This is a genomic window from Qipengyuania sp. (genome assembly GCF_965277845.1).
Taxonomy (GTDB): domain Bacteria; phylum Pseudomonadota; class Alphaproteobacteria; order Sphingomonadales; family Sphingomonadaceae; genus Qipengyuania.
The window spans coordinates 1,787,680-1,811,660 of the sequence record NZ_OZ255844.1 but is presented as its reverse complement, the minus strand read 5'-3'; the positions used below and the strand labels follow the sequence as shown (position 1 = coordinate 1,811,660).

The following is a 23,981-nucleotide window of genomic DNA, read 5'->3' as shown; positions in this document are numbered from 1 at the left end:
CTATCGGCGCGAAATGGCAAGATGCGAGCGCTTACCGGGTCGCGTTGTAGCGCAATTGCGCCTCGGTCAGCTGGAAGCCGACGAGCAACTCGAATGTTGCGCGCTGAACCGCGGCGCGCACGGCCGGATCCGCGAGCGGGTCGAGAGCGGCATCGGGATCGCCCGCCCTACGCCTGCGCGTGATCTGCTCGCGAATATCGGCCGGCAGGGTCGCTTCGGCGCGGTCGACATAGGCTCCGGCGCTGCCCCGCGCCTGCGCGCGTTCCTGCCCATCGGCGAATTGCAGCGTCACCGTGCCGACACGCTTGGTGACCACGGCCGACCCGCCTCTCAGTACAGTCGAGAAATAGGGCAGCGTTACCGTCCGGCTGCCACGCGTATCGGTGCGCCGCGCGACGACATCGAAACTGGCTTCGGTATAGACCCGATCGAGCGTGTCTTCATTGCAGGTCGAACGCAGATTGGTGATGGCAGCGGTCACATCGAGATCGGCCATCGTCGTCGAACCCGGCGTGCGGAAGGTGGTGATGTCGCCGGTGTAGTCGGGAATGCCCACTGCCGGGCAGGTGGTCCGCACCGCCGTGATGCCGACCCCCTGATCGACGACCAGTTCACCTTCCCTGGCGCAGCCGGCCAACGCGAAGCCTAGAGCGAGCGCGGGAAGAAGGCGGGTACGGATGGTCATGCGGCTATTTTCCCTTTTGCGGTCATTCGAATTCGTAGCCCTGCCGAGCTGCGGCTTGCCCTAGCTTGGCCCGCACGAAAGCGCTAGAGGGCGACACATGAATGCCCCCTTTCCATCCACGCCTACCGCGTCCGACGGCGATCCGCGCCTACCGCTCAAGCTGCTGATCGCGGCTCCGCGCGGCTTTTGCGCCGGTGTCGACCGGGCGATCGAGATCGTCGAACGTGCGCTGCAGAAATATGGTGCCCCGGTCTATGTACGGCACGAGATCGTCCATAACCGCTATGTCGTCGACAGCCTCAAGGCGAAGGGCGCGATCTTCGTCGAAGAACTCGACGAGGTGCCCGACGATGCTCCCGTGGTGTTCAGCGCGCACGGCGTGCCCAAGGAGGTCCCGGCCGAGGCCGAGCGGCGCAAGATGCTTTACGTCGATGCGACCTGTCCGCTGGTCAGCAAGGTCCACCGGCAGGCCGAACGCCAGATCGAAAAGGGTCAGCACATCCTGTTCATCGGCCACGAAGGCCATCCCGAAGTCATCGGAACTATGGGCCAGGTGCCCGGCGGACGGATAACGCTGGTCGAGACGGTCGAGGATGTCGCCAAGCTCGAATTCACGCACAAAGACGACCTGTCCTATCTGACCCAGACCACGCTTTCGGTGGACGACACCCGCGACATCATCGAGGCGCTCGAAGCGCGCTTCCCCCAGATTGTCGCACCGCGCGCGGAAGACATCTGCTACGCCACCAGCAATCGCCAGGCTGCGGTCAAGCAGATTGCCGGTTCCTGCGATCTCGTCTTGGTGATCGGCGCGCCCAACTCGTCGAATTCGCTGCGCCTCGTCGAAGTCGCAGAACGCATGGGCACCAGCGCAATGCTGATCCAGCGGGCGGACGAGATCGATCCGACCTGGCTCGAGGGCGTCGGTACGGTGGGCCTCACTGCCGGCGCCTCCGCTCCGGAAAAGCTCGTGCGCGAGGTCGTCGATCGCCTTTCGGACTGGCGGCTCGTGGACGAGGAAGTCGTGACGACGGCCGAAGAAAACATGGTCTTCAAGCTGCCGCGCCAACTGACCGAGTAGCGTGGCGGTCTACACCCATCTCGGGGCCGAGGAACTCGCGCGACTGGTCGCGCAATACGACGTCGGCGACCTCGTTTCTGTCAAGGGAATCGCCGAGGGCGTCTCGAACTCCAACTGGCTTGTCGAAACCACGCGGGGCCGCTTCATCCTCACGATGTACGAACGCCGGATCGACATTGGCGACCTGCCATTCTTTCTCGGCCTGCTCGACCACCTGTCCGACCGGAATTGCCCGGTCCCGCGGACCATCCACGACCGCCATTGCGATGCGTGGCGAACGGTGGACGGCAAGGCGGTGGCGCTGATCGAATTCCTGCCCGGCGTTTCGCCCAGCGAGCCCAATCCAGCCCAGGCCCGGGCGGTAGGCGCAGCCTTGGCAACGACACATCTGGCCGCGCGCGATTTTCCGATGGAGCGCGCGGACGGGCTGACGCCGCGCGATACGCTTGCCATTCTGCGGGAATGCGGGGCCGAGGCACTTGCCTCGATCGATCCGCAGCTCGCCGCGACGCTGGAACACGGCGCGGACATCGTCAGTGCGTGGCCGGCAGACCTGCCACGCTCAATCATACATTCGGACCTGTTCCCCGACAATGTCCTGATGCTCGGCGATAAGGTCACGGGCATGATCGACTTCTACTTCGCCTGCAGCGGGGCGATGGCCTATGACCTCGCCGTGACCCATGCCGCATGGTGTTTCGACGAGCATGGCGAGCGGGGCGACCGGGACCTGGGCCGCGCGATGATCGAAGGCTATGAATCGGTGCGCTCATTATCCGTTGATGAAAGGGCGGCGCTACCCCTGCTTGGCGAAGGAGCCTGCCTGCGCTTCATCGCTAGCCGCGCGCAGGACTGGCTCGACACGCCCGAGGATGCACTGGTCCGGCGCAAGGACCCGATGGATTTCGTGCGGCGGCTGGAATTCTATCGCACGAACGGCCAAAGCGCATTCGCATGAAGAAGGTCGAATTGTTCACCGATGGTGCCTGCAAGGGCAATCCCGGCCCCGGCGGCTGGGGCGCTCTGCTGCGCATGGGGCCGCATGAAAAGGAGCTTTCCGGAAGCGAGCCGGAAACTACCAACAATCGCATGGAAATGACCGCCGCGATCAAGGGCCTTCGCGCACTGATCGAACCTTGCGAGGTCGATCTCTACACCGACAGCAAATATCTCATCGACGGGATAACCAAGTGGGTCCACGGCTGGAAGAAACGCGGCTGGGTCAACGCCAGCAAGAAGCCGGTGCGCAATGCCGAGCTATGGCACGACCTGATCGAACTCACCGAGCGGCACAAGGTCGAGTGGCATTGGGTTAGGGGCCATTCGGGCCATCCCGAAAACGATCGGGTGGACCGCCTCGCCAGCGACGAGGCGGACCGGATCGCCCGCCCGGGTTAATCGCGATCAGCTATTGTCGACGACCTCTGCACCCGGGCCGTTGGACTTGATCGAATCGATGGCATTCTGTGCGCTGGCCTTGGAGCTGTAGCCCTCGGTCGCGAACATCACTTCCGAATTGTACTTGAAACGCACGCGGTACTCGCCTGCCTTGTCCTTGTAGATCTCGAAGTGGTGGGCCATCGAAATACTCTCCCGATTCACGATTGGATTCGCTCATAAACTAGCGTTTGGGACGGGATTGGCTAGTCAAAGCGGGCCGGCGAGTAGAGTTCGGCATCGAGCTCTTCGGTCATCGCATCGCGTTCTTCGCCGAGCAGGAGCTGGCGTCCGAGCCGGGCCGCTGCGGGAGCGGTCTGGATGCCGAAACCGCCCTGCCCCGCAAACCAGGCAAAGCCTTCTACATCCGGTGCATAGCCATAGACCGGGCGACGATCCGCCGCGAAGCTGCGCAGCCCTGCCCATTTGTGCTCCACCGCCTCGACCCGCCAGTCGACGACTTCCTCGAGCTGAGCAATGGCTTCGGCCACCGCCAGTTCCTCGGGTGCGGCATCGCAAGGTTCGCTCGGCTCCTCGTCATGCGGGCTGAGCCACAAGCGCCCGGATTCAGGCTTGAAATAGAAGCGGCCGCGGATGTCCAGGACGAGCGGCAGGTCGTCGGGCACCGGCGGATCAACCCGCACCTGCGCAACCGTCCGCCGATAAGGCGCAATGCCGGCCGGCTTCACGCCCGCCAGCTGTGCCAGCTCGTCCGCCCAGGCGCCTGCAGCATTCACCACAACGGCTGCTTGAAACGCCTCGCCCCGCTCGGTTGCGATGTCCCAGCGTCTATCGTGTCGTTCAAGCCTCACGACACGCGCCCTGCACTCGATCGCAGCATCGGCCTCGCGCGCCTGCGCCAGATAGTGGGCATGGAGCCCTGCAACGTCGATATCCGCGCATACCGGTTCCCAGATCGCATCGGACCAGTCATGGCGGATGCCGGGCACTCGCTTCTGCAAATCGCCGCGGCCGAGATGCTGGATCGTTGCGCCGGTCGGGACGAAGCGCTGCATGAACTGCGTCACCAGTTCTTCGTCGCCCTCCCGCGCGATGTAGAGTGCCCCGCGCTCGTGCAGAAATCCCCTCTCGCGCAAGTATGAGCCCGATGCGAGCGTCAGAGGCACGATCTCGGGCCCCCCGTAACATTCCTCCCAGAATGCTGCGGATCGCCCCGTCGCATGATAGCCCGGTCGATCTTCCGCTTCGAGCAGCAGGACGCTGGCACCGCTCGCGGAAAGCTCTGCGGCGAGACTGGCCCCGGCGATGCCGGCGCCGACGATGGCGAAGTCGTAAGTAGTCATGACCTTTCCTGCGGCACCACACGGTCGAGAAACTCAGCTATTCCGGCCATCGCCCGGTCGCGGACGGGGTCGGCTTCGCGGAGGATTTCGTGGCGTGCCTCTTCGCCGAATGCGAGCAATTCGCCTTTGGGCAGTCGCTGCGCCGCGCGCACGGCCGCGGCGTGGCTGACCAACCTGTCCGCCGAGGTGCTTATCACGAGCACGGGCACCTGCACCGCTTCCATCGCGCCTGCCTCTTCGAGCCTTCGGGCCGAGGCGTAGGCGCGTTCGACCCAACCCCAACTACCCGGTCCCATCACCAGTTCGGGACGCTCTTCGCGCCACCACAATTCGTCGGCATAACGATCGGCGTCATGGGTCAGCAGGGCGCTGCGACGAGCGGGCATCTCGCCCGGTTTCTCGCTCCACTTCCATGCTGGCCGCGTCGGTTCTCCGAGTTTCGTCATCAGCCGCGCGACGAGATGGAGCAGACCGAGCGGCAGTGGTGGGCCCGACATGCCGATCATCGGCGCGCTGAGGATAGCGGCATCGGGATCGACCAGATCGTCGACCAGCGCGCGCATTACCAGATGTCCGCCCATCGAATGTCCCGCAAGAACATGGGGGCCGGGCGCCTCTCGGCGCCAGGTTGACCAGAAGTGCGCAAGATCGCTGGTCCAGTCGGTAAAGTCGTCCACATGGCCGGTCACGGCATCCTTGCCGAGGCGGCCCGAACCCGCCTGTCCGCGCCAGTCGACAGCCGTCACTCGCCAGCCCGCGCGATGCCACTGCTCGAGCGTTTCCAAGTACTTCTCGTAGAAGTCGCCACGTCCCGGCAGGAACAGGATCGAGCCACGCTCACCGCCGGCCGCGCCCGGCCAGTCGATACGCCTGATCGCGTGCCCATCGGCCAGGACGTGGGTCGACTCGCTCGCATGCGGCGGAATCGCCCGGCGGTCGATCGCCCCCTGTGGCGCTGGCATGACGGTGATGGCGGCCTCCTCTATGGTTACTTTTTGGTAAGCACGTTCCTGTAGCACCGCATCCCGAAGGGTTGCCTCGGGGGCGTCATGCAAAGCCAGATTTTCACCTACGTATTGCTTGCCGGGTTGGCAATCGCACTCGTGTGGGTGATCGTTACCGATCTCAAGAGCCGTACGATCAGCAACAGGCTGACCATGACGATTGCGCTGGGCGCGCCGCTCTACTGGCTCTCGATCGGACTGCCGCTGTGGCCGGATGTCGCATTACAGATCGGCTTGTCGCTCGGTGTATTCGCAGTGTGTTGCGTGCTCTTCGCGATTCGGCAGATGGGCGGAGGCGACGTGAAACTGCTCACGGCGCTCGCGCTGTGGGTACCGCCTTCGCAATTCACGCTGTTGCTCGTCGCCATGGCGATGCTCGGCTGGGTTCTGACCATGGCGGTCGGTGCCTGGCATGTAGCGCGTTCGAGGGCGATCAAGACCAGCCCAGTCCGCGATACCGCACTCCTGGTCGTCGGCACCGCGATCGCAGCCGCCTTCGCCAGCGCCGTACTCGGCGGCCCGACGATCCCATTGCCGGCCGGCATGGCCGAATCCGCCACCACCGACGCCATGACAGCGATCGCTCTCGTGCTCGCACCGTTGATCTTGCTGCTGGTGGTCACGTTCGGCTCGATCCGCATCATACGCAGGCACGACCGTGACCTGTGGGTCCCTTACGGCCCCGCAATCTCGCTCGCCGGCATCTGGGTCGTCGCCAGCGGCGAATTGCTCGCGCGTGGAATGACGTCCCCCGTCGGCTGAGAACGCGATCTTAACCAATTCGCCGGTACAGCATGCAACCATACTTGCCCGCAGCGGAAATCGGCGGGCCGAACTAGGGGGCTTGATAGCCATGGATAGGAAAAAGCTGGTTCTGCTGGTTGCCGCGCTGATCGTCGCGGTCGGTACGGCGCTCGTCGCGCGGAGCATGTTCGCCGGGGCCGGTGCGCCTCAGGCCGAAGCCGCCGCGCAGGTCGAGGCGCAGGGGCCCAAGGTCCTCGTCGCACAGCGCGCATTGCCGGTCGGTACGATCATCACCGCGGATGCAATCGGCTTCCAGCTATGGCCCGAAGAACTGGTCCAGGATGCCTATTTCCTCGACGGTGAAGCGGATATGAGCAAGCTGCTCGGCACCGTCGTTCGCCACCCGATTACTGCCGGCGAGCCGGTTACCCAGGGCTCGCTGGTCGCGCCGGGCGATCGCGGCTTCCTCGCCGCTGCTCTCGCCCCCGGCATGCGGGCCATTACCGTCCCCGTTACCGCCCAGTCGGGCGTCGGCGGATTCGTTTTCCCGGGCGACCGGGTGGACATGGTGCTGACCCAGCAGGTCGAAGGCAATGACGGCACCAATCTGAAAGCGTCGGAAACCATTCTTCGTAACCTTCGTGTGCTCGCCACCGACCAGTCGACCGTGTCGGAAAAGGCCGACGACGGCTCGACCGTGGTCAAGGAGTTCCGCACCGTTACGCTCGAAGTCACCCCGGTGATCGCCGAGAAGGTGGCGGTTGCGCAGACCATCGGCACGCTGAGCCTCTCGCTGCGCTCGCTCGCCGACAACCAGACCGAGCTCGAACGGGCGATTGCGGCGGGTGATGTCAGCATTCCCGACGATGCCTCGCCCGAAGAGGAAGAGCGCCTGCTGCGCCAGGCCATGGCCCGCCCGGACGATGGCAAGAGCACCTATGTCACCGGCGGCGACGTCTCGCGTTTCCAGCGCCGTTCGGCCCCTCCGCAGGGCGCGATCGGCAGGGCGCCCGCCCCGGCCGCCCCGGCGGGTGCGACCGGCGCGCCGGTCCGCCAGGGACCGAGCGTCCGCGTTACCCGCGGCAAGGAAACCGAGGACGTGCCGGTGGGCACGGTTAGCCTCAAGTGAGCCGGATAGAACAAGCGGGAAGCCATTCAGGGGGCAATTCCATGAAACGTCGTCTTACCACCAAATTGCTGCTTGCCAGCCTGGCGGTCACGCCGCTGGCAGCCGCACCGACGACCGTCGCGACGGCCCAGACCATCGTGAGTCCGAGCTCGGAGATCGTCTTGTCGATCGGCCGCGGCGAACTGGTCAATGTGCCCGGGACCATGGCCGATGTCTTCGTCGCCGACGACAATATCGCCGATGTCCAGGTCAAATCGCAGCGCCAGCTTTACGTCTTCGGCAAATCGGGCGGCGAAACCACGATCTACGCCAGCAACCGCGCCGGCGATATCGTCTGGTCGGCCAACATCCGCGTCGGTTCGAATATCGGCAGCGTCGACCAGCTGCTCGCGCTTGCGATGCCCGAGGCTGAAATCTCGGTTGCGACGATGGGAACCAACGTCATCCTGCTGACCGGCACCGTTGCCGCGCCGGAAGATGCCGAAGAAGCGCAGCGCCTCGTCGAAGCCTTTGTCGGCGACGGTACAAATGTCATCAGCCGCCTGCGCATGGCGACGCCGCTTCAGGTCAACCTGCAGGTCCGTATCGCCGAAGTCAGCCGCAGCTTCGTGCGCGCGCTGGGCGTAAATCTCGCGACCGTCGACAATTCCAGCGGCTTCAAGTTCGGTATCGGACAAGGCCGCACCGGAGCCTTCCCGCAGTACACTCCGGGCAGCCCCGCGGGCTTGGGCGTTGGCGTCACGGACGGACCCGAGGGCAGCAGCGTCGTGGCCAACATCTCGCCAGGTACGACCGTAAGTGCCTTCGGCAAGTTCCTCGGCCTCGACATTGCTTCCGCGTTGGACCTTGCCGAGACCGAAGGTCTCGTGACCACTCTGTCGCAGCCCAATCTGACCGCACTGTCCGGCGAAACGGCCGAATTCCTCGCCGGCGGAGAATTCCCCATCCCGCTGAGCCAGGGCCTCGGCACCACCACCATCGAATACAAGAATTATGGCGTGAGCCTGGCCTATTCACCCACCGTGCTGGCAAATGGCCGTATCTCGATGCGTGTGCGTCCCGAGGTGTCGGAATTGTCGAGCCAAGGCGCAATCACGCTCGACGGTTTCCAAGTCCCCGCCCTCATCACGCGTCGCGCGGAAACGACCGTCGAGCTCGGCTCGGGCCAGAGCTTCATGATCGCGGGATTGCTGTCGAACAATGCGACCAACTCAATCGACAAGGCACCGGGCCTCGGCGACGTGCCAATCCTCGGCAATCTGTTCCGCTCCACTACGTATCGCAAGGGTGAGACAGAGCTGGTGATCGTTGTCACGCCCTATCTGGTGAAACCCGTCGACGCGAACGACATCAAACTACCGACCGATGGATTCCGCACGCCAACCGAAGGTCAACGCCTGTTCGGATACCAGCAGAGCGATGGCGTGACCGGCGGCGAGCGCCCCGGACCCAGCGCAGTCGAGAGCGAACCGGCTGCACCGGGCATCTCGCAAGGGGTTCCGACCGACAATGGCGCCCAGCAGGCTCAGAGCCAGCCCGATGCCCGCCGCAACGAACGCAGAGCGCCAGCAAAGCCCGGTTTCAGCTTTGAATAGGGGGACGAGTACAATGGCTAAGGCAATCAATCACAAGCTCGCCGGTTCTCTGGCCGTCTCACTCGGCCTGTTCCTGGGCGCCTGCGGCGGTATTCCGACCGACAACCGTTCGCTCTACAGTGCGCGCCAGCCGGTCGTCGAGAGGACCAATTTCACGCTCGATGTGAACACGACAGGTGGCGGACTCCCCGTCAGCGAACAACAGCGCGTCGATGGCTGGTTCGAGGCCATGGGCCTCGGCTACGGCGACCGTATCTCGATCGACGATCCGACCGCCAATCCCGCAGTGCGTGACGATGTGGCGGCGCTTGCCGGGCGCTACGGCTTGCTGATCAGCGATGGCTCGCCAGTCACCGCCGGTTATGTCGATCCGGGCCAGGCCCGTATCGTCGTGACCCGTTCGACCGCGAGCGTGCCGGGCTGTCCGGACTGGTCGGCGAACAACGAGGCCAACCCGAACAATGCGACCTACCCCGGCTACGGCTGTGCGGTGAACGGCAATCTCGCCGGCATGGTCGCCAATCCCGAAGATCTGATCTCCGGCCAGAAAGGCACCGGCGAAACCGTCGTCACGACTTCGACCAAGGCCATCAGGGCCTATCGCGACCAGGCGCCGACGGGCGGTGGCGAGTTGCCCGAAGTCAGCACCCAAGAAGGAGGAGGCTAAGCAGCCATGAGCGCTTCACTCAAACCCGGCACAACGGGCAATCGCGATCCTTTCGCCGCCTACGTCTGTGACGAGACCGCCCTCGACGTGCTGCGACCGGTGGTGATCGAACTCGGCTGGCAGCCCGAAAAGTGCAACAAGGGCGGCCTGCGCAACGCCATCCAGTCGCTTTCGGTTTCAGCGAGCCCGAACATTCTGATGGTCGACCTGTCGGAAAGCGGTGATCCGCTGAACGACATCAACGCCCTCGCAGAGGTTTGCGAACCGGGTACGGTCGTGATCGCGATCGGACAGGTGAACGATGTACGCCTCTACCGCGACCTCCTCGCCAGCGGCATCCACGATTACCTGTTGAAGCCATTGTCGGCGAGCATGCTACGCGATTCGCTCAACCAGGCGCAAGCCGTCTTCACGGCTCCGCGCGCGGGCGAGGAAGAGGGGGTCAAGCGCCACATCTCGGCGGCGGTCATCGGCACGCGAGGCGGTGTTGGCGCATCGACGCTGGTGACTTCGCTCGCATGGCTGTTCTCGACCGAAATGCGCATGCCGACAGCACTGCTCGATCTCGATGTCCATTTCGGCACGGGGGCGCTCACGCTCGACCTCGAGCCGGGACGCGGCCTTACCGATGCGATCGACAATCCAAGCCGCATCGACGGCCTGTTCATCGAACGCGCGATGATCCGCGCGAACGACAACCTATCGATCCTTTCGGCCGAAGCGCCCATCAACCATCCGCTGATGACGGATGGCGCGGCGTTCATGCAGTTGCAGGAAGAGTTCAAGCACACGTTCGAAATGACCGTGCTCGACATGCCCCGCAACATGATGATCAACTTCCCGCACCTGCTCAACGACGTGAATGTGGTCGTGCTTTCCACGGAAATGTCGCTCGCCTCGGCACGCGATACGATCCGCATCCTTTCGTGGCTCAAGACAAATGCGCCGCACGCGAAGGTCTTGATCGTAGCCAACAGGGTCCAGCCGGGCGTGACCGAAATCAGCAAGGCCGATTTCGAAACGTCGATCGAACGCAAGATCGACGTCACGATCCCCTTCGACCAGAAGGCGGCGGCCAATGCAGCCAAGCTGGGCAAGACCTTCGTCGATGCAAACGCCAGCTCGAAAGCAACCGCGGCGATCAAGCAATTGTCTTCGCAGGTCATCGGTGCCGGCGACCAGGATGCCGAGGAAGCCGAGGATTCAGGCGCCAAGAAATCGCTCCTCGGCAGCTTCGATTTCAAGAACCTGCTGGCGAAAAAGAAAGACGCACCGGTCGAGGCGGCAGCGGAATAGCGGTTTCTTTCACTCGCCCGGTTCCTTGAAGATATGCACGGAGAACACGCATGAACATCATCCAGCTAGTGCTGTTGGCCGTCGGGGTCGTGGCCATGCTGGCGATCGTCTACGCGTTGCTGTCCGGCCCCAATGCCGCAAAGGCGAGCCAGCGCCGCCTGCAACAGGTCCGATTTCGTCACTCCGAAAGCACCGACGCCAAGGTTGAATCGCAGTTCAAGAAGGCCATCGCCGCTCGCAAGCCAAAGGTGCACCGCGTCGCCGGTTCGGCTTCGCGCACCGAAGCGCTGGCCAACCGGCTCGACCGAACCGGCAAGGGCTGGACACTGAGCCATTATGCCTATGCCTCTCTTGGTCTCGTGGTCGTCGTTGCATTGCTGATGTATCTGCGCAGCGGCTCTCTGGGTCTCTCGCTCGGTGTCGGCGTGCTCGTCGGGGCAGGCCTTCCGCACTTCATCGTCGGGCATGCGATCAAGAAACGCACCGCCAATTTCAATGCGAAGTTTCCCGACGCGATCGAATTGCTGGTACGCGGATTGCGCTCGGGCCTGCCGGTCACCGAAACCCTGGCCGTCGTGGCGCAGGAAATCCCCGGCCCCGTCGGCGAGGAATTCAGGGGGATCGTCGAGCGCATCAAGATCGGCCGGACGATGGAAGAATCGCTCCAGGAAACCGCCGACCGCCTCGGCATTCCGGAATTCAACTTCTTCTGCATCACGCTCGCCATCCAGCGCGAAACCGGCGGCAATCTCGCCGAAACGCTGTCCAACCTCTCGGACGTGCTGCGCAAGCGCGCGCAGATGAAGCTCAAGATCAAGGCGATGAGTTCGGAATCGAAGGCCTCGGCCTATATCGTCGGCGCCCTGCCGTTCATCGTGTTCACCCTGATCTGGTGGATCAACCCGACCTATATCGGTGGCTTCTTCGAAGATGACCGCCTGATCATCACCGGCCTCGGCGGCCTCGTGTGGATGAGCATCGGCGCCTTCATCATGGCGAAGATGGTCAGCTTCGAGATCTGAGCTGGGGAAGGAGTAACACTATGGATCCCGCAACCGGCCCCACCCTCCTCGGTTTCGACGTCTTCCTGGTCGGCTCGATCCTCGCCGGGATCGCGGCTGCCTCGGTTCTGTTCGCGATCTACACCGCGGTGACGATCAAGGACCCGATGAGCAAGCGCGTCAAGGCCCTCGAAGGACGCCGTGAAGAGCTCAAGATGGGCCTCGTCACCTCGACCGCCAAGAAGCGCCAGAGCCTGGTCCGCAAGAACGATACGACCGAGAGGATCAAGGACACTCTGGGCAACATGAAGGTGTTGCAACAGAGCCAGGTCGAAGTCGTCCAGCATAAGCTCGCCCATGCCGGCATCCGCAACAAGGAACTGGCGATCGTCATCATCGGCTTGCGCGCCGTGCTGCCGCTCCTGTTCGGCGGGCTCGTCTTCGCGGCCGTGTTCCTGCTCGACATGTTCCCCGACTGGGGTCCGATGAAACGCAATGGCGCGCTGATGGCCGCGGTTTTCCTCGGCTACAAAGGTCCCGAACTCTATCTCGGCAACATTGCGAAGAAACGGAACGAGGCGATCCGCAAGGGCCTGCCCGATGCGCTCGACCTGCTGGTCATTTGCGCCGAGGCGGGCTTGACCGTCGATGCCGCCTTCAACCGTGTCGCCAAGGAACTGGGCCGCGCCTATCCCGAGCTCGGCGACGAGTTCGCGCTGACCGCGATCGAGCTTTCCTTCCTCAACGAACGCAAGAAGGCGTTCGACAACCTCGCCTATCGCGTCGATCTCGATGCGGTGAAGGGCGTGGTCACGACCATGATCCAGACCGAACGCTACGGCACCCCGCTGGCCAGCGCGCTGCGCGTGCTGTCGGCCGAATTCCGCAACGAGCGCATGATGCGTGCCGAGGAAAAGGCCGCACGCCTCCCGGCGATCATGACCGTGCCACTGATCATGTTCATTCTGCCGGTGCTGTTCATCGTCATTCTGGGCCCGGCAGCCTGTTCGATCGCCGACGCTTTCAGCGGCGGGATCGGTTAGGCGAAACCTCCTGCGACGGATCGCAACCCAGGCCTGGTCGACTAACCCTAGTCGGCCAGGCTTTCGGCGTCGAAGTCCCCCGCCTGGTCGCGCACGCGCACCAGCATGTCGAGCAGGCTGGCCCGCTCCTGCTCACTGAGAACCGAGAACAGCTCGCCTTCGATCTTCATCGCCAGCGGCATGATGCCCGCATGCACCGAACGACCCTCGGCGGTCAGTTCGAGAAGGTGCGAGCGCCCGTCGCTGGCATTGGGCGAGCGTAGCACCAGCCCGCGATCCTCCAGCCGCTTGCACGCGCGATTGACCGGGACCTTGTCCATCAGGGTCTGCTGGGTCAGTTCGCGCTGGGTCAGCGCGCCGTGATCGCCCAGCACAGCCATGATCCGCCACTCCGTGGTCTTGAGCGCAAAGCGCTTGCGATATTGCTCGGCGATCCGTGTCGAGACCGCATTCGAGGCGATCGAGAGCTGGTAGGGCAGGAACTCGGCAAGGCGCTGGGCAGGCTGGCGTTTCGACATGCACTTACATTTAGATGACGCATGCAGCTTGGCAAGGCCGTTGCGAATGTAACCTTATTGCGCCGGCTCAGCCATACTCTGGTTCGTCCCACCAGGGATAGAAATCGGGCATGTTCGCACTGACGTTATCTGGATAGGCGGGCGGCCGCTTTTCCAGGAAGCTGGCGATTCCCTCTTTCGCATCCTCGCTGCGGCTGAGACGATAAATCGCGCGGGAATCGATACGGTGCGCATCCATCGGATGGCCCCCTGCGCCCAGCCGCCACAGCATCGCTCGGGTCATCGCGACCGAGACGGCGGAGGTGTTGTCCGCAATCTCGCGCGCGACGCCGATTGCCGCTTCCATCAGCTCGCCCTGCGGATGAACCGAACGGACGAGGCCGCGGTCGAGCGCTTCGCCGGCGCCGAAGATCCGCCCGGTCATGCACCATTCGAGCGCCGTCTGCATGCCGACGAGGCGGGGGAGGAACCAGCTCGAGGCGGCCTCGGGCGTGATCCCGCGCCGCGCAAAGACGAAGCCGAAGCGCGCATTGTCGCTCGCAAGGCGAATGTCGAAGGGTAGCTGCATCGTCGCGCCGACGCCCACCGCCACTCCGTTGCAAGCCCCGATGAGCGGCTTCTTCGAGTTGAACAGGCGCAAGGTCAATCGCCCACCCCCGTCGCGCACTCGCTCGTCGGACAGGTCGTCGACCGGCGTAGGGTCGGAGAAGACATGCCCGCCGCCTTCGGGCGTGAGGTCGGCACCGGCGCAGAACGCCCTGTCGCCATGCCCCGTGACGATCACCGCGCGCACCCCGTCGTCGGCATCGGTCGTATCGAGCGCATCGATGAGTTCGTCCATCATCGTGCGGGTAAAGGCGTTCATTTTTTCCGGACGGTGCAGCGTGATGGTGGCAATACCGTCGGCGATGTCGAGCTCGATCTGCGTGTAGGACATGTGTTGGATATCTCCCCTCTCGTTTCATCGGGATGGAACACATGCAACACGGTCCTGGCAAGAATTCTCCGGCCCATCTCAGGAAAATCGATCTGCGCGGGATCGAGGTTTCCACCCTTGCGCTCACATCGCGATCACTACCGCATGCGTCCGTCGCCGGGAAAACGTCGCGCAAGCTGCGAGTGAGGCGAACGCCCTAGCGTCGGTTGCGCTCGAACAAGTCCACGAGTTCGCCGAACTTCTGCCGCTGATCCTCGGGGTCGCCACTCGCGATCGCCTCGGCAACGCAGCAGGCCGCATGGTCCTTCAACACCTGGCTCTCGACCTTGGTAAGCGCCGACTTGATCGCCTGGATCTGCGTAAGAATGTCGATGCAATAGCGATCGTCCTCGATCATCTGCGCGACGCCGCGCACCTGACCGGCTATCCGGTTGAGTCGATTGAGTTTCGCAGATTTTCCGTCCGCCACTGAGTGCTTTCCTTTGAAATACCCCCAAGGGGTATATATAGGGCCGACCCGGACAGCAACACAAACCCACGGATATGTCGTTCATGCTGGATCGTCGCCGCTTCATCACCAGTACCGCCGGCCTTGCCGCTGCGACAAGCCTGCCGATGCCTTTATGGGCAAAAGGCGGTGCCCTTACCCACGCGACAAACGGCTTCGGCGAACTGTCTGGTCACGACATCCGCCTGTCCATCGACAATCATCATTTCACCACCGGCTCGCGCGGCGGCCATGCGATCGCGGTCAACGGGACGGTACCAGGCCCGCTCATCCGCTTGCGCGAGGGCCAGGATGTGCGCCTGCATGTCACCAACAATCTTGCAGAGGACAGCTCGATCCACTGGCACGGGCTGCTGGTTCCGTTCCAGTTCGACGGCGTTCCGGGCGTCAGCTTTCCCGGCATCAAGCCGGGCGAGACATTCACCTACGAATTCCCGATCCGTCAGGCGGGCACCTATTGGTGGCATTCGCATTCCGGGCTGCAGGAACAGGCCGGACACTATGGCCCGATCATCATCGAAAGCGCCGAGCCCGATCCGCGCTATGACCGCGATTACGTGGTCTTGCTGAGCGAGTTCACGCCGCTCCATCCGCATGAGATCATGCGTAAGCTCAAAGTCGGCGAGCATTACTTCAATCGCCAGATGCTGACCGCAACCAAGGGCGACATGTCGGGGGAAATGCGCCGGACCTGGGGCAAGATGCGGATGAATCCGCGCGATATCTCCGACGTAACCGGGGCGACCTACACCTTCCTGATCAATGGTCACGGGCCGGCAGACGATCTCCGGCTGGCCTTCCAGCCGGGTGAGCGCGTGCGCCTGCGGGTCATCAACGGCTCGGCGATGACATTCTTCAACGTCCGCATTCCCGGCGTCCCGATGACGGTTATCCAAGCCGACGGGATGGATGTTGCCGAGGTCGAGGTCGACGAGTTCCAGATCGGTGTCGCCGAGACTTACGACGTCATCGTTGCCCCCCCTGCGGGCAGCCATGCCATCGTGGCGGAAGCGATGGATCGCAGCGGCATGGGCGTCGCCAGCCTGACCAGCCATGCGGGCCATATCGCGACGCCCCCGCCATTGCGCGAGCCGGTAACGCTTTCGATGACCGACATGGGGATGATGGATCACGCTGCCATGGGCCACGATATGGGCGATATGGAGATGGATCACTCGATGCGGGACACCTCGCTCCTGCCCGCCGACGTGAAGGTCGGCCCCGGTCTCGACATGGTCGCGCCCAGCCCATCCGACCGGATGGATTTCCCCGGCCTCGGGCTCGACAAGGTGTCGCATCGCGTCCTGCATTATACCGACCTCAAGGCAAAGCGGATGAACCCGCATCGCACGGTCGAGCGCGAGCTGGAAATCCATCTGACCGGGAACATGGAACGCTACATGTGGGGCTTCGACGGCAAGAAATTCACTGCCGTGACCGACGACCCGATCCGCTTCGGTTATGACGAACGCGTGCGGGTGAAACTCGTCAACCAGACGATGATGGCGCACCCGATTCACCTGCACGGACATTTCTTCGAACTGGTCAACGGCGCCGATCACATGCACCAGCCGCTCAAGCATACGCTGGTCGTGCAATCCGGCGGAACGGCGACCTTCGACCTGACCGCCAACGAACCGGGCGACTGGGCCTTCCACTGCCACCTGCTCTACCACATGCATGCGGGCATGATGCAGGTGGTCACCGTGCGGCCCTTCCCCGCCGGGGAGAATGCGTGATGCGCGTTGCAGCCTTCCTGATGGCCGCTCTCGCCACCCCGCTGTCCGCGCAGCAGCACTCCCACCAATCCGCCCATCCCACGCCTGATCCCGCTCCGGTCGATTACTGCGCGATGGACCATGCGGCCAAGGACCATTCGCAGATGGGTCACGAGGCTCCGGCAAATTCTTCCCAGGAATCCATGGACCATTCCGCTCATGGCGCGGCCGACGACAAGTCGGCCCCCGGTGCGGCGCCCGAATCGGCGCTACCCCCCCGGGCGCTCGAAGGGCCTCGCCATGCCGCCGATCTCGTCTGGGGCGAAGACGCGATGGCGCCCGCGCGCCGCCAGCTCGCCGAAGAAAACGGTGGCATGCGGACCGGCATGGTACTGGTCGAGCGGCTCGAGGCGCGACTCGGCACCGAGAGCGGCAGCGAAGACGCTTATCTGTGGGACGCGCAGGCCTGGTATGGCGGCGACCTCGACCGGCTGGTGATCAAGACCGAGGGCGAAGGCGAATTCGGCGGCTCAGTTGAAGATGCTGAAGTTCAAGCGCTTTACAGCCGGGCGATCGGCCCCTTCTTCGACCTGCAGGCGGGTATGCGGCTGGACGTGGAACCCGATACGCGGAGCCACGCTGTCATCGGCGTGCAGGGCCTCGCGCCCTACATGTTTCATGTCGACGGTGCGCTGTTCCTCTCCGACCGCGGCGATCTCACCGCGCGTATCGAGGGCGAATACGACCAGAAGATCACCCAGCGTCTGATCCTCCAACCGCGAATCGAGGCCGAGTTTTCCGCTCAGGATATTGCCGAGCGGGAAATCGGCGCCGGTATCACCAAGATCGAGCCCGGGATTCGACTGCGCTATGAGATCGTGCGTGAATTCGCGCCTTACGTGGGGCTCGAATACGAAGCCAAGCTTGGCGAGACGGCGGACATAGCAAAGGCCGCCGGGAAGGATCCCGACGGCCTCAAGGTTCTCTTCGGCCTGAGGGCCTGGTTCTGACCGCTTAGCGCGGCGCCATACGGATGGCGCCGTCGAGGCGCACATCCTCACCGTTGAAATAGCCGCACTCGATCATGGTCATGGCGAGCTTGGCGTATTCCTCCGGATTGCCGAGGCGCTTGGGGAACGGAACCGACGCGGCGAGCGCTTCCTTCACCTGCGGCGGAGCAGCGTTCATAAGCGGCGTTTCGAAGATACCCGGTAGGATGGTGTTCACGCGGATGCCCTCGTTCATGAGGTCGCGCGCGATGGGCAAGGTCATGCCGATCACGCCGCCCTTCGATGCGGAATAGGCCGCCTGGCCGATCTGACCGTCTTCGCCGGCAACCGATGCGGTGTTGACGATCGCGCCGCGATCGCCGTCGTCGCTCAACGGGTCGAGCGTCATCATTCCGGCAGCCGATTTGGCGATGCAGCGGAACGTGCCGACGAGGTTGACCTGGATCACGAAATCGAAGGCCGACAGCGGGAAGTGGCTGATCTCGCCGCTCTGCTTGTCGCGCTTGGCGGTCTTGATTGCATTGCCGATACCGGCGCAGTTGATGAGGATGCGCTCCTGCCCGTGCGCTTCGCGGGCCTTGGCGAAACCGGCATCGACGTCGTCGTCGCTGGTCACATTGACCTTGCAGAAGATGCCGCCGATGTCCTTGGCGACCGCTTCGCCCTTCTCCTCGTTCATGTCGAAAATGGCGACCTTGGCACCCTTGGCCGCAAGCGCGCGGGCAGTGGCTTCGCCGAGGCCCGAGGCGCCGCCGGTGACGACTGCGGGGGTATTGCTGCTGACTTCCATGAATAATCCTCTCATTTCGTCATCCCAGCAAAAGCCGGGATCTGGTTCGGATAGGTTCGACTTCGCTGCACGAGATCCCAGCTTTTGCCGGGATGACGCAAAGCGTCAAAGCGCCTCGACGATGGTGACGTTGGCGACGCCGCCGCCTTCGCACATCGTCTGGAGGCCGTATTTCTTGCCGCGCGCCTTGAGCGCGTGAACGAGCGTTGCCATGAGCTTGGTGCCCGATGCACCGAGCGGGTGGCCCAGGGCAATCGCGCCGCCATTGACGTTGAGCTTCGACGCATCCGCGCCCGTGTGCTTGAGCCACGCAAGCGGTACCGGCGCGAAGGCCTCGTTCACTTCGAACAGGTCGATATCGTCGATCTTCATGCCGGCCCGTTCGAGCGCGCGATCGGTGGCGAACAGCGGTTCCTCGAGCATGATGACCGGGTCGCCGGCCGTGACGGTGAGGTTGTGAATGCGCGCCATCGGCGTCAGGCCGTATTCCTTGAGCGCTTTCTCGCTGACGACCAGCACCGCGCTCGACCCGTCGCAGATCTGGCTGCTGGTGGCGGCGGTGATGGTACCTTCGGGGCTGAGCAGCTTAACGCCCGCAATGCTTTCGAGCGTCGCATCGAAGCGGACGCCTTCGTCCACCGTATGCATCTCGGTGCCTTCGGGCGTCTCGATTTCGACCGGTACGATCTCGGCTTCGAACGCGCCCGACTTGGTTGCCTCGATCGCCTTCTCGTGGCTCGAAAGAGCGAAACGGTCGAGATCGTCCTTGGTGAAGCCGTGCTTCTTGACGATCATCTCGGCGCCCATGAACTGGCTCCACTGGATGCCGGGATACTTCTCCTCGAGCCCGGGCGATTTGTAGTTCCCCAGCCCCTCTTTCATATGGAACATCGCGGTCGAGCCCATCGGAACGCGGCTCATGCTTTCGACCCCGCTGGCGATGACGACGTCCTGCGTCCCGCTCATCACCGCCTGCGCGGCGAACTGGATCGCCTGCTGGCTCGAGCCGCACTGCCGGTCGATGGTGACCGCGGGCACGCCCTCGCCGAGATGTTTCGACGCAAGCACCGCATTGCGGCCGACCTGCATCGCCTGCTCGCCGCCCTGGCTGACGCAGCCCATCACCACATCGTCGATGGCCTTCGCCTCGAGACCCGAGCGCTCCATGATCGCATCGAGCGATTTGGCGGCGAGATCGACCGGGTGAACCCCGGCCAGGCGGCCACCGCGGCGTCCTCCGGCGGTCCGAACGGCTTCGACGATATAGGCTGTCGTCATTCTTACATCTTCCCAAAGACAGTTTCGATTTGCGACCGGACTATGAGAGGAACGGGATCGAATCAAGCGCACAATTAACCGAAGGCACTGCCTGGGAGGCAGTTCCGACGCGCCGATTTTCAAACGAACAAACGCGTCCTCCTTCCAGCTCAATCTTCCATGTTGGAAGAGCTCAAACGCACCGGTATTCCCAGCGCCAGGGGCAGATTGTTGCATTTGCGCTACGCTCGGGGGCACAATTCACACAAAATTGCCTCTGCCCCTGCTTCAATGCTTGCGTCTTGCCGTGCCGCTTGCTTTCTGGGAGCCAGCTAAATTGGTTTAGCAACACCCAGGGGACTACTTAAATGACCTATGTGAAATCAGCCGCCATGGCCGGTCGCGCCCGCCTGTTCGCAGGCGCCGGGATTGCAGCCTTGGCAATGTCAGCAGTGGGCGCTCCGCTCGCTGCGCAAGAGCAGGACGAAGACGTCGCCGTCGATACCGAGGCGACCGCCACTCAAGACACCGGCAACGTCATCATGGTTACCGGGTCGCGAATTCAGCGTCCGGAACTCGAAGGTGCCGCTCCACTGATCGCCGCTGTCGGCGAAGACGAACTCGAAGAACGTGCGTTCACCAACATTTCCGATGCACTGAACGAGGTGCCCGGTTTCGGTACACCGGTATCTAGCGCTGGCGCCCAGTCCGGATTTTCGGTCGGTCAGAACTTCGTCAACCTCTTCGGCATCGGCTCCCAGCGTACGCTGACTCTTGTCAATGGCCGCCGCTTCGTGTCGTCGAACACCGCCTCGAACTTCAGCGGTGCGAACGCCGGTCTGCAGGTCGACCTTAACGTTCTTCCTATCAGCCTCGTCGAGCGCATTGACGTTCTCGCAGTTGAAGGCGCTGCAACCTATGGTTCGGACGCTGTCGCCGGTACGGTCAACGTCATCCTCAAAGACGACTTTGAAGGTCTGGAAGTTACCGGCCAGTACGGCATCTTCGAAGAAGGCGACGGCGAATCGTTGAATGGTAGCGTTACGGTCGGCGGCAACATTGGCGACGGTCGCGGCAACATCGCGGTCAACTTCGAGTATGATCGCCAGAATGGTGTCCGTACGCTCGACCGTGCGCTTGGTCGTGAACGTCTGTTCCGCGACAACGAGAACCTCCTCATCGAAGATGACACGATCTTTGTGATTTCGCCCAACGGTCTTCCGACCCGCGGTCCGGGCCTGTTCAATGGTGGTTATGTAACCTCGCTGTTCGGTCTTCCGCCGGGCGGCTTTACGAATGCGGCTGGCGATTTCGTCGCTTTCGACCGAAGCGGTAACCTCGTTCCCTACGATCTCGGCGACCTTTCGGGTGGCAACCTAGTTCGCGGTTCGGGCGGTGACGGCCTCGACCTTGCCCGTGCGGGTCAGATCCTGTCGGACGTCGAGCGGTACACGCTGTTCGCGCTCGGTCACTACGACATTACCGATAACATCCGCTTCTTCTTCGAAGCGAATTATGCTCACACCGAAGCGGTCGAACTGACCAACCAGCCGGTTTACCAGTCCGCGCTGTTCAGCGGCGACAGCCTGGGTCTCGGCTTCCTGCTTTCGAATCCGTTCCTGTCTGATCAGAACCGGGCGATCCTTTCGCGTCCCGGCAATCTGGACAGTGACGGCGACGGCGTAGCCGACCTCAACTTCGACACGGACGGTGACGGCGTCGACGACGATACGCAGTTCTTCTTGCAGCGCGCCGGTTTCGACCTGCTCGGCGGCTCGAACCCGAACTTCCAGCAGCTTGAACTGTTCCGCATCGTCGGTGGTTTGCAGGGCGACTTCCAGGTCTTGGAAGATCGTGACTGGTTCTGGAACGTGTCGTACGCGTTCGGTCGTTCGCAGGCTGTGTCGAGCTCGACCGCTCTGGTTCAGCGCAACTTCCTGAACGCTGTTGACGCGGTTCGCGATCCGACCACCGGCGAAATCGTCTGCCGTGTGACCATCGATCCGCCGCCGCCGCTTGGCACCGGCTTCGGCACGCCGGAAGCGACAAAGTCTGTCACGGACTGTGTGCCGCTCAACCTCTTTGGTGAAGGCGTTGCCTCGCCCGAAGCGATCGACTTCGTAACTGCGGAAACGCTGGCCGAATCGCGTAACACCCAGAACATCTTCAACGCCAACCTCGGTGGCGGTCTGTTCGACATCTGGGGCGGCAACGAGATCGCCTTCAACATCGGTTACGAATACCGTAAGGAAGAGCAGACCTTCAATCCGGACGGCTTCCTCCAGGAAGGTCTGGGGCGTTCGGTGGCAATTTCGCCGGTAGCCGGTTCGTTCAACACGAACGAGTTCTTCGGCGAGCTTCTGGTCCCGCTGATCACTCCGGCGAATGACTTCTTCATCCATAGCTTCGAGATCGACGGTTCGTTCCGTTACATCGACAACAGCCAGGCTGGCAGTGCGGAAGTCTTCTCAATCGGTGGTCAGCTTGCTCCGATCCCGTCGGTGACCTTCCGCGGCAGCTACACCGAATCGGTGCGCGCCCCGGCGATTACCGAGCTGTTTCTGCCGGCAGTCGATATCTTCTCGTTCGCGGACGACCCCTGCGATCCGGACTTCATCGATGCTGGTGCACAGCCGGCCACCCGCCGTGCGAACTGTGATGCCGACGGTCGGCCTGCCGGTTTCGACAGCCAGATCGACGACGCGTCGCAGCTTATTCAGGAATCGGGCAACCCGAACCTCCTGAACGAGGAATCGAAGGCGTGGACCGCGGGTGTCGTTCTCGAGCCTGCTTTCGTCCCGGGTCTCGCGATCACGGTCGACTGGGTGGACATCGAGCTGACCAACGCAATCGTGACGCTCGACCTCACCGACGTTCTTCGTTCGTGCTACGATAACCCGAACTTCCCGAACGTTCCGACTTGTAACCAATTCCAGCGTGATCCCACGACCTTCCAGATCACCGGCGCGCAGGTTGGCCAGTCGAACGCGGGTCTGTTCGAGTTCGCAGGCCTTTCGGCCTCAGCTCGCTACGGGTTCGATCTGATGGACGTGTTCGGCGGTGACAGCGACATCGGTCGCCTCGACCTGCTGGCTCGTTACTTCTACCTCGACAAGTCGCAGTTCACCGTTGTCGGTGTTCTTGACGACGACAAGGGCGAAATCGGTGACTTTGAACACGAGTTCAACGGAACCGTCCGTTATTCGAATGGGTCGTTCGGCATTTCGCTGACGGGCAACTATCTGTCGGGTGCGTCTTTCGACCTCGAGGAAGATCAAACCGCTCCGTTCGCGACGGTCGGAGACTACATCGTGTTTGACTCCACGATTTCGTACGACATCGACGACAACTTCCGCCTGGCTCTGACGGTAAACAACCTCTTCGAAGAAGAGCCGCCGTTCCCGAGCCGCAGCACGACCCAGTACACCGATGGTATGCTTGGCCGGGAATTCCTGCTGCGAGTAACCACCCGTTACTGATCGGACAGTTGGTACCGAAACTGGAAAGGGGGGCCTTCGGGCCCCCCTTTTTTCTTTCACAAGTCCGAATGTATCCGTTCGGCCGGTAAGCTAAATCATTCGGAACGCGCGGCAGCGGAAAACCGGCCGACCAATGCGGGAAATTTCAGTCCGGAGTAGGGATTCGCCAAGCGCCCTAGCGGATGCGAGTGACGCCTAGGAAACCGCGGCGATTGCCGAATTTCAGACGGTAGCCACCGGACCAGTGCTTGCGCACCGTCGCCTCCCATCCAGAGCGGATCGTGCCGCGCCAGGAACTGTTCGAGGTTTCGCGCCACAGCTGTCCGTTTGCTAACAAGACCACCTGCCGCCGTGCGCCGTCCTCGAAAACTTCGACCACAGTCGAGGTTATCGATTCGTCGTCATCGACGTCTGCCGGGCGCACAGGGGCGCTCACAACTTCCGTAGAAACTGATCCGGCATCTGGCGAAGGCGGATTCTCAGCAGCTAGTTCGGCATCGCGCTCGCGAATCTGGATATCAGAAAGGCCGAAGTCCTCAACCGTCCGTACCCGCTCTTGTTCCTCGCGCTTTGCGATAACGACCTTCTGCCGCGCATAGGTCTCATCGAAACAGGATAGCCGCGCGGGATCGTCGGTCAGCGCTGCACAGGTGGCATAGGGATCGTTGTCGGCAGTATCCTGGGCGACGACGTGTGAGGCAGGGAAAACAGCGACGACGGCTGTGCATCCGAGAATGGCGAGTTTTTTCATGTTTGCAAAGATGCCCCCGCCGCCCCG

The 23,981-nt window shown here is 62.9% G+C and carries 23 protein-coding genes; 13 read left to right on the top strand and 10 right to left on the bottom strand.

Annotation, left to right across the window (positions count from 1 at the left end):
• Window positions 1–31 precede the first annotated feature (31 nt).
• Window positions 32–685, bottom strand: coding sequence for a hypothetical protein (locus ACQY4G_RS08800; protein ID WP_067691508.1), 654 nt, complete (start codon window positions 683–685; stop codon window positions 32–34).
• A 97-nt stretch (window positions 686–782) separates the two neighbouring features.
• Here ACQY4G_RS08800 and ispH point away from each other — a divergent pair, with 97 nt between their 5' ends.
• The 3 genes from ispH to rnhA are packed head-to-tail and all read left to right on the top strand — an operon-like array spanning window position 783 to window position 3,164.
• Window positions 783–1,766 carry a 4-hydroxy-3-methylbut-2-enyl diphosphate reductase gene (gene ispH, locus ACQY4G_RS08795; protein ID WP_421990315.1) on the top strand — a complete coding sequence of 328 codons (984 nt, stop codon included), beginning with the start codon at window positions 783–785 and terminating at the stop codon, window positions 1,764–1,766.
• Between the two features lies 1 nt (window position 1,767).
• Window positions 1,768–2,724, top strand: a complete 957-nt coding sequence (gene thrB / locus ACQY4G_RS08790; protein ID WP_421990313.1) for a homoserine kinase — start codon at window positions 1,768–1,770, stop codon at window positions 2,722–2,724.
• A complete protein-coding gene (gene rnhA, locus ACQY4G_RS08785) occupies window positions 2,721–3,164 on the top strand; it encodes a ribonuclease HI (protein WP_067691517.1) in 444 nt (147 codons plus the stop codon). Before thrB ends, rnhA begins: the two co-directional genes overlap by 4 nt.
• A 6-nt stretch (window positions 3,165–3,170) precedes the next feature.
• Here rnhA and ACQY4G_RS08780 read toward each other — a convergent pair whose 3' ends face one another.
• From ACQY4G_RS08780 to ACQY4G_RS08770, 3 genes are all read right to left on the bottom strand, one after another.
• On the bottom strand, window positions 3,171–3,347 hold the full coding sequence (locus ACQY4G_RS08780) for a YegP family protein (RefSeq protein ID WP_083508212.1): 177 nt from the start codon (window positions 3,345–3,347) through the stop codon (window positions 3,171–3,173).
• A gap of 62 nt (window positions 3,348–3,409) precedes the next feature.
• Complete coding sequence (locus tag ACQY4G_RS08775; protein ID WP_421990311.1) at window positions 3,410–4,507, bottom strand: NAD(P)/FAD-dependent oxidoreductase; 1,098 nt, start codon at window positions 4,505–4,507, stop codon at window positions 3,410–3,412.
• Window positions 4,504–5,469, bottom strand: a complete 966-nt coding sequence (locus ACQY4G_RS08770) for an alpha/beta fold hydrolase (RefSeq protein ID WP_421993594.1) — start codon at window positions 5,467–5,469, stop codon at window positions 4,504–4,506. Before ACQY4G_RS08770 ends, ACQY4G_RS08775 begins: the two co-directional genes overlap by 4 nt.
• A gap of 87 nt (window positions 5,470–5,556) precedes the next feature.
• Here ACQY4G_RS08770 and ACQY4G_RS08765 point away from each other — a divergent pair, with 87 nt between their 5' ends.
• From ACQY4G_RS08765 to ACQY4G_RS08735, 7 genes are all read left to right on the top strand, one after another.
• The gene (locus ACQY4G_RS08765; protein WP_421990309.1) at window positions 5,557–6,273 is read left to right on the top strand and encodes an A24 family peptidase; all 717 of its coding nucleotides are present in this window, start codon (window positions 5,557–5,559) and stop codon (window positions 6,271–6,273) included.
• Between the two features lie 91 nt (window positions 6,274–6,364).
• The gene (gene cpaB, locus ACQY4G_RS08760; RefSeq protein WP_421990307.1) at window positions 6,365–7,384 is read left to right on the top strand and encodes a Flp pilus assembly protein CpaB; all 1,020 of its coding nucleotides are present in this window, start codon (window positions 6,365–6,367) and stop codon (window positions 7,382–7,384) included.
• A gap of 41 nt (window positions 7,385–7,425) precedes the next feature.
• The gene (locus tag ACQY4G_RS08755; RefSeq protein ID WP_421990305.1) at window positions 7,426–8,979 is read left to right on the top strand and encodes a type II and III secretion system protein family protein; all 1,554 of its coding nucleotides are present in this window, start codon (window positions 7,426–7,428) and stop codon (window positions 8,977–8,979) included.
• Between the two features lie 13 nt (window positions 8,980–8,992).
• A complete protein-coding gene (locus tag ACQY4G_RS08750; protein WP_421990303.1) occupies window positions 8,993–9,646 on the top strand; it encodes a CpaD family pilus assembly protein in 654 nt (217 codons plus the stop codon).
• A gap of 6 nt (window positions 9,647–9,652) precedes the next feature.
• Window positions 9,653–10,942, top strand: a complete 1,290-nt coding sequence (locus ACQY4G_RS08745) for a pilus assembly protein CpaE (RefSeq protein WP_291169973.1) — start codon at window positions 9,653–9,655, stop codon at window positions 10,940–10,942.
• A gap of 50 nt (window positions 10,943–10,992) precedes the next feature.
• The gene (locus ACQY4G_RS08740) at window positions 10,993–11,964 is read left to right on the top strand and encodes a type II secretion system F family protein (RefSeq protein WP_291175537.1); all 972 of its coding nucleotides are present in this window, start codon (window positions 10,993–10,995) and stop codon (window positions 11,962–11,964) included.
• 20 nt (window positions 11,965–11,984) lie between these two features.
• Window positions 11,985–12,986 carry a type II secretion system F family protein gene (locus tag ACQY4G_RS08735; RefSeq protein WP_421990301.1) on the top strand — a complete coding sequence of 334 codons (1,002 nt, stop codon included), beginning with the start codon at window positions 11,985–11,987 and terminating at the stop codon, window positions 12,984–12,986.
• A gap of 47 nt (window positions 12,987–13,033) precedes the next feature.
• Here ACQY4G_RS08735 and ACQY4G_RS08730 read toward each other — a convergent pair whose 3' ends face one another.
• The 3 genes from ACQY4G_RS08730 to ACQY4G_RS08720 form a co-directional block, all read right to left on the bottom strand.
• Complete coding sequence (locus ACQY4G_RS08730; protein WP_067691540.1) at window positions 13,034–13,504, bottom strand: MarR family winged helix-turn-helix transcriptional regulator; 471 nt, start codon at window positions 13,502–13,504, stop codon at window positions 13,034–13,036.
• A 67-nt stretch (window positions 13,505–13,571) separates the two neighbouring features.
• On the bottom strand, window positions 13,572–14,441 hold the full coding sequence (locus ACQY4G_RS08725; protein WP_421990299.1) for a crotonase/enoyl-CoA hydratase family protein: 870 nt from the start codon (window positions 14,439–14,441) through the stop codon (window positions 13,572–13,574).
• 196 nt (window positions 14,442–14,637) lie between these two features.
• A complete protein-coding gene (locus ACQY4G_RS08720) occupies window positions 14,638–14,910 on the bottom strand; it encodes a metal-sensitive transcriptional regulator (protein WP_067691547.1) in 273 nt (90 codons plus the stop codon).
• A 74-nt stretch (window positions 14,911–14,984) separates the two neighbouring features.
• Between ACQY4G_RS08720 and ACQY4G_RS08715 the strand changes: the two genes are divergently transcribed.
• Both ACQY4G_RS08715 and ACQY4G_RS08710 read left to right on the top strand, forming a co-directional pair.
• Window positions 14,985–16,688, top strand: a complete 1,704-nt coding sequence (locus ACQY4G_RS08715; protein WP_421990297.1) for a copper resistance system multicopper oxidase — start codon at window positions 14,985–14,987, stop codon at window positions 16,686–16,688.
• Window positions 16,688–17,677: a copper resistance protein B gene (locus ACQY4G_RS08710; protein ID WP_421990295.1), complete on the top strand. Its 990-nt coding sequence runs from the start codon at window positions 16,688–16,690 to the stop codon at window positions 17,675–17,677. Before ACQY4G_RS08715 ends, ACQY4G_RS08710 begins: the two co-directional genes overlap by 1 nt.
• A gap of 4 nt (window positions 17,678–17,681) precedes the next feature.
• Here ACQY4G_RS08710 and ACQY4G_RS08705 read toward each other — a convergent pair whose 3' ends face one another.
• Together ACQY4G_RS08705 and ACQY4G_RS08700 are read right to left on the bottom strand one after the other, a co-directional pair.
• The gene (locus ACQY4G_RS08705) at window positions 17,682–18,467 is read right to left on the bottom strand and encodes an SDR family NAD(P)-dependent oxidoreductase (RefSeq protein ID WP_421990293.1); all 786 of its coding nucleotides are present in this window, start codon (window positions 18,465–18,467) and stop codon (window positions 17,682–17,684) included.
• Between the two features lie 105 nt (window positions 18,468–18,572).
• Window positions 18,573–19,745, bottom strand: a complete 1,173-nt coding sequence (locus ACQY4G_RS08700) for an acetyl-CoA C-acetyltransferase (protein ID WP_421990291.1) — start codon at window positions 19,743–19,745, stop codon at window positions 18,573–18,575.
• Between the two features lie 347 nt (window positions 19,746–20,092).
• Between ACQY4G_RS08700 and ACQY4G_RS08695 the strand changes: the two genes are divergently transcribed.
• On the top strand, window positions 20,093–23,203 hold the full coding sequence (locus tag ACQY4G_RS08695) for a TonB-dependent receptor domain-containing protein (protein WP_421990289.1): 3,111 nt from the start codon (window positions 20,093–20,095) through the stop codon (window positions 23,201–23,203).
• Between the two features lie 175 nt (window positions 23,204–23,378).
• On the opposite strand, the gene ACQY4G_RS08690 is transcribed toward ACQY4G_RS08695, so the two are convergent.
• Window positions 23,379–23,954 carry a hypothetical protein gene (locus ACQY4G_RS08690; protein ID WP_421990287.1) on the bottom strand — a complete coding sequence of 192 codons (576 nt, stop codon included), beginning with the start codon at window positions 23,952–23,954 and terminating at the stop codon, window positions 23,379–23,381.
• Window positions 23,955–23,981 lie beyond the last annotated feature (27 nt).

Bases quoted from the DNA above. Each gene is read 5' to 3' on its own strand.
- ACQY4G_RS08800 (WP_067691508.1), bottom strand. From the start codon at position 685: ATGACCATCCGTACCCGCCTTCTTCCCGCGCTCGCTCTAGGCTTCGCG.
- ispH (WP_421990315.1), top strand. From the start codon at position 783: ATGAATGCCCCCTTTCCATCCACGCCTACCGCGTCCGACGGCGATCCG.
- rnhA (WP_067691517.1), top strand. From the start codon at position 2,721: ATGAAGAAGGTCGAATTGTTCACCGATGGTGCCTGCAAGGGCAATCCC.
- ACQY4G_RS08780 (WP_083508212.1), bottom strand. From the start codon at position 3,347: ATGGCCCACCACTTCGAGATCTACAAGGACAAGGCAGGCGAGTACCGC.
- ACQY4G_RS08775 (WP_421990311.1), bottom strand. From the start codon at position 4,507: ATGACTACTTACGACTTCGCCATCGTCGGCGCCGGCATCGCCGGGGCC.
- ACQY4G_RS08770 (WP_421993594.1), bottom strand. From the start codon at position 5,469: ATGCCAGCGCCACAGGGGGCGATCGACCGCCGGGCGATTCCGCCGCAT.
- ACQY4G_RS08765 (WP_421990309.1), top strand. From the start codon at position 5,557: ATGCAAAGCCAGATTTTCACCTACGTATTGCTTGCCGGGTTGGCAATC.
- cpaB (WP_421990307.1), top strand. From the start codon at position 6,365: ATGGATAGGAAAAAGCTGGTTCTGCTGGTTGCCGCGCTGATCGTCGCG.
- ACQY4G_RS08755 (WP_421990305.1), top strand. From the start codon at position 7,426: ATGAAACGTCGTCTTACCACCAAATTGCTGCTTGCCAGCCTGGCGGTC.
- ACQY4G_RS08750 (WP_421990303.1), top strand. From the start codon at position 8,993: ATGGCTAAGGCAATCAATCACAAGCTCGCCGGTTCTCTGGCCGTCTCA.
- ACQY4G_RS08745 (WP_291169973.1), top strand. From the start codon at position 9,653: ATGAGCGCTTCACTCAAACCCGGCACAACGGGCAATCGCGATCCTTTC.
- ACQY4G_RS08740 (WP_291175537.1), top strand. From the start codon at position 10,993: ATGAACATCATCCAGCTAGTGCTGTTGGCCGTCGGGGTCGTGGCCATG.
- ACQY4G_RS08735 (WP_421990301.1), top strand. From the start codon at position 11,985: ATGGATCCCGCAACCGGCCCCACCCTCCTCGGTTTCGACGTCTTCCTG.
- ACQY4G_RS08730 (WP_067691540.1), bottom strand. From the start codon at position 13,504: ATGTCGAAACGCCAGCCTGCCCAGCGCCTTGCCGAGTTCCTGCCCTAC.
- ACQY4G_RS08725 (WP_421990299.1), bottom strand. From the start codon at position 14,441: ATGTCCTACACGCAGATCGAGCTCGACATCGCCGACGGTATTGCCACC.
- ACQY4G_RS08715 (WP_421990297.1), top strand. From the start codon at position 14,985: ATGTCGTTCATGCTGGATCGTCGCCGCTTCATCACCAGTACCGCCGGC.
- ACQY4G_RS08710 (WP_421990295.1), top strand. From the start codon at position 16,688: ATGCGCGTTGCAGCCTTCCTGATGGCCGCTCTCGCCACCCCGCTGTCC.
- ACQY4G_RS08705 (WP_421990293.1), bottom strand. From the start codon at position 18,467: ATGGAAGTCAGCAGCAATACCCCCGCAGTCGTCACCGGCGGCGCCTCG.
- ACQY4G_RS08700 (WP_421990291.1), bottom strand. From the start codon at position 19,745: ATGACGACAGCCTATATCGTCGAAGCCGTTCGGACCGCCGGAGGACGC.
- ACQY4G_RS08695 (WP_421990289.1), top strand. From the start codon at position 20,093: ATGACCTATGTGAAATCAGCCGCCATGGCCGGTCGCGCCCGCCTGTTC.
- ACQY4G_RS08690 (WP_421990287.1), bottom strand. From the start codon at position 23,954: ATGAAAAAACTCGCCATTCTCGGATGCACAGCCGTCGTCGCTGTTTTC.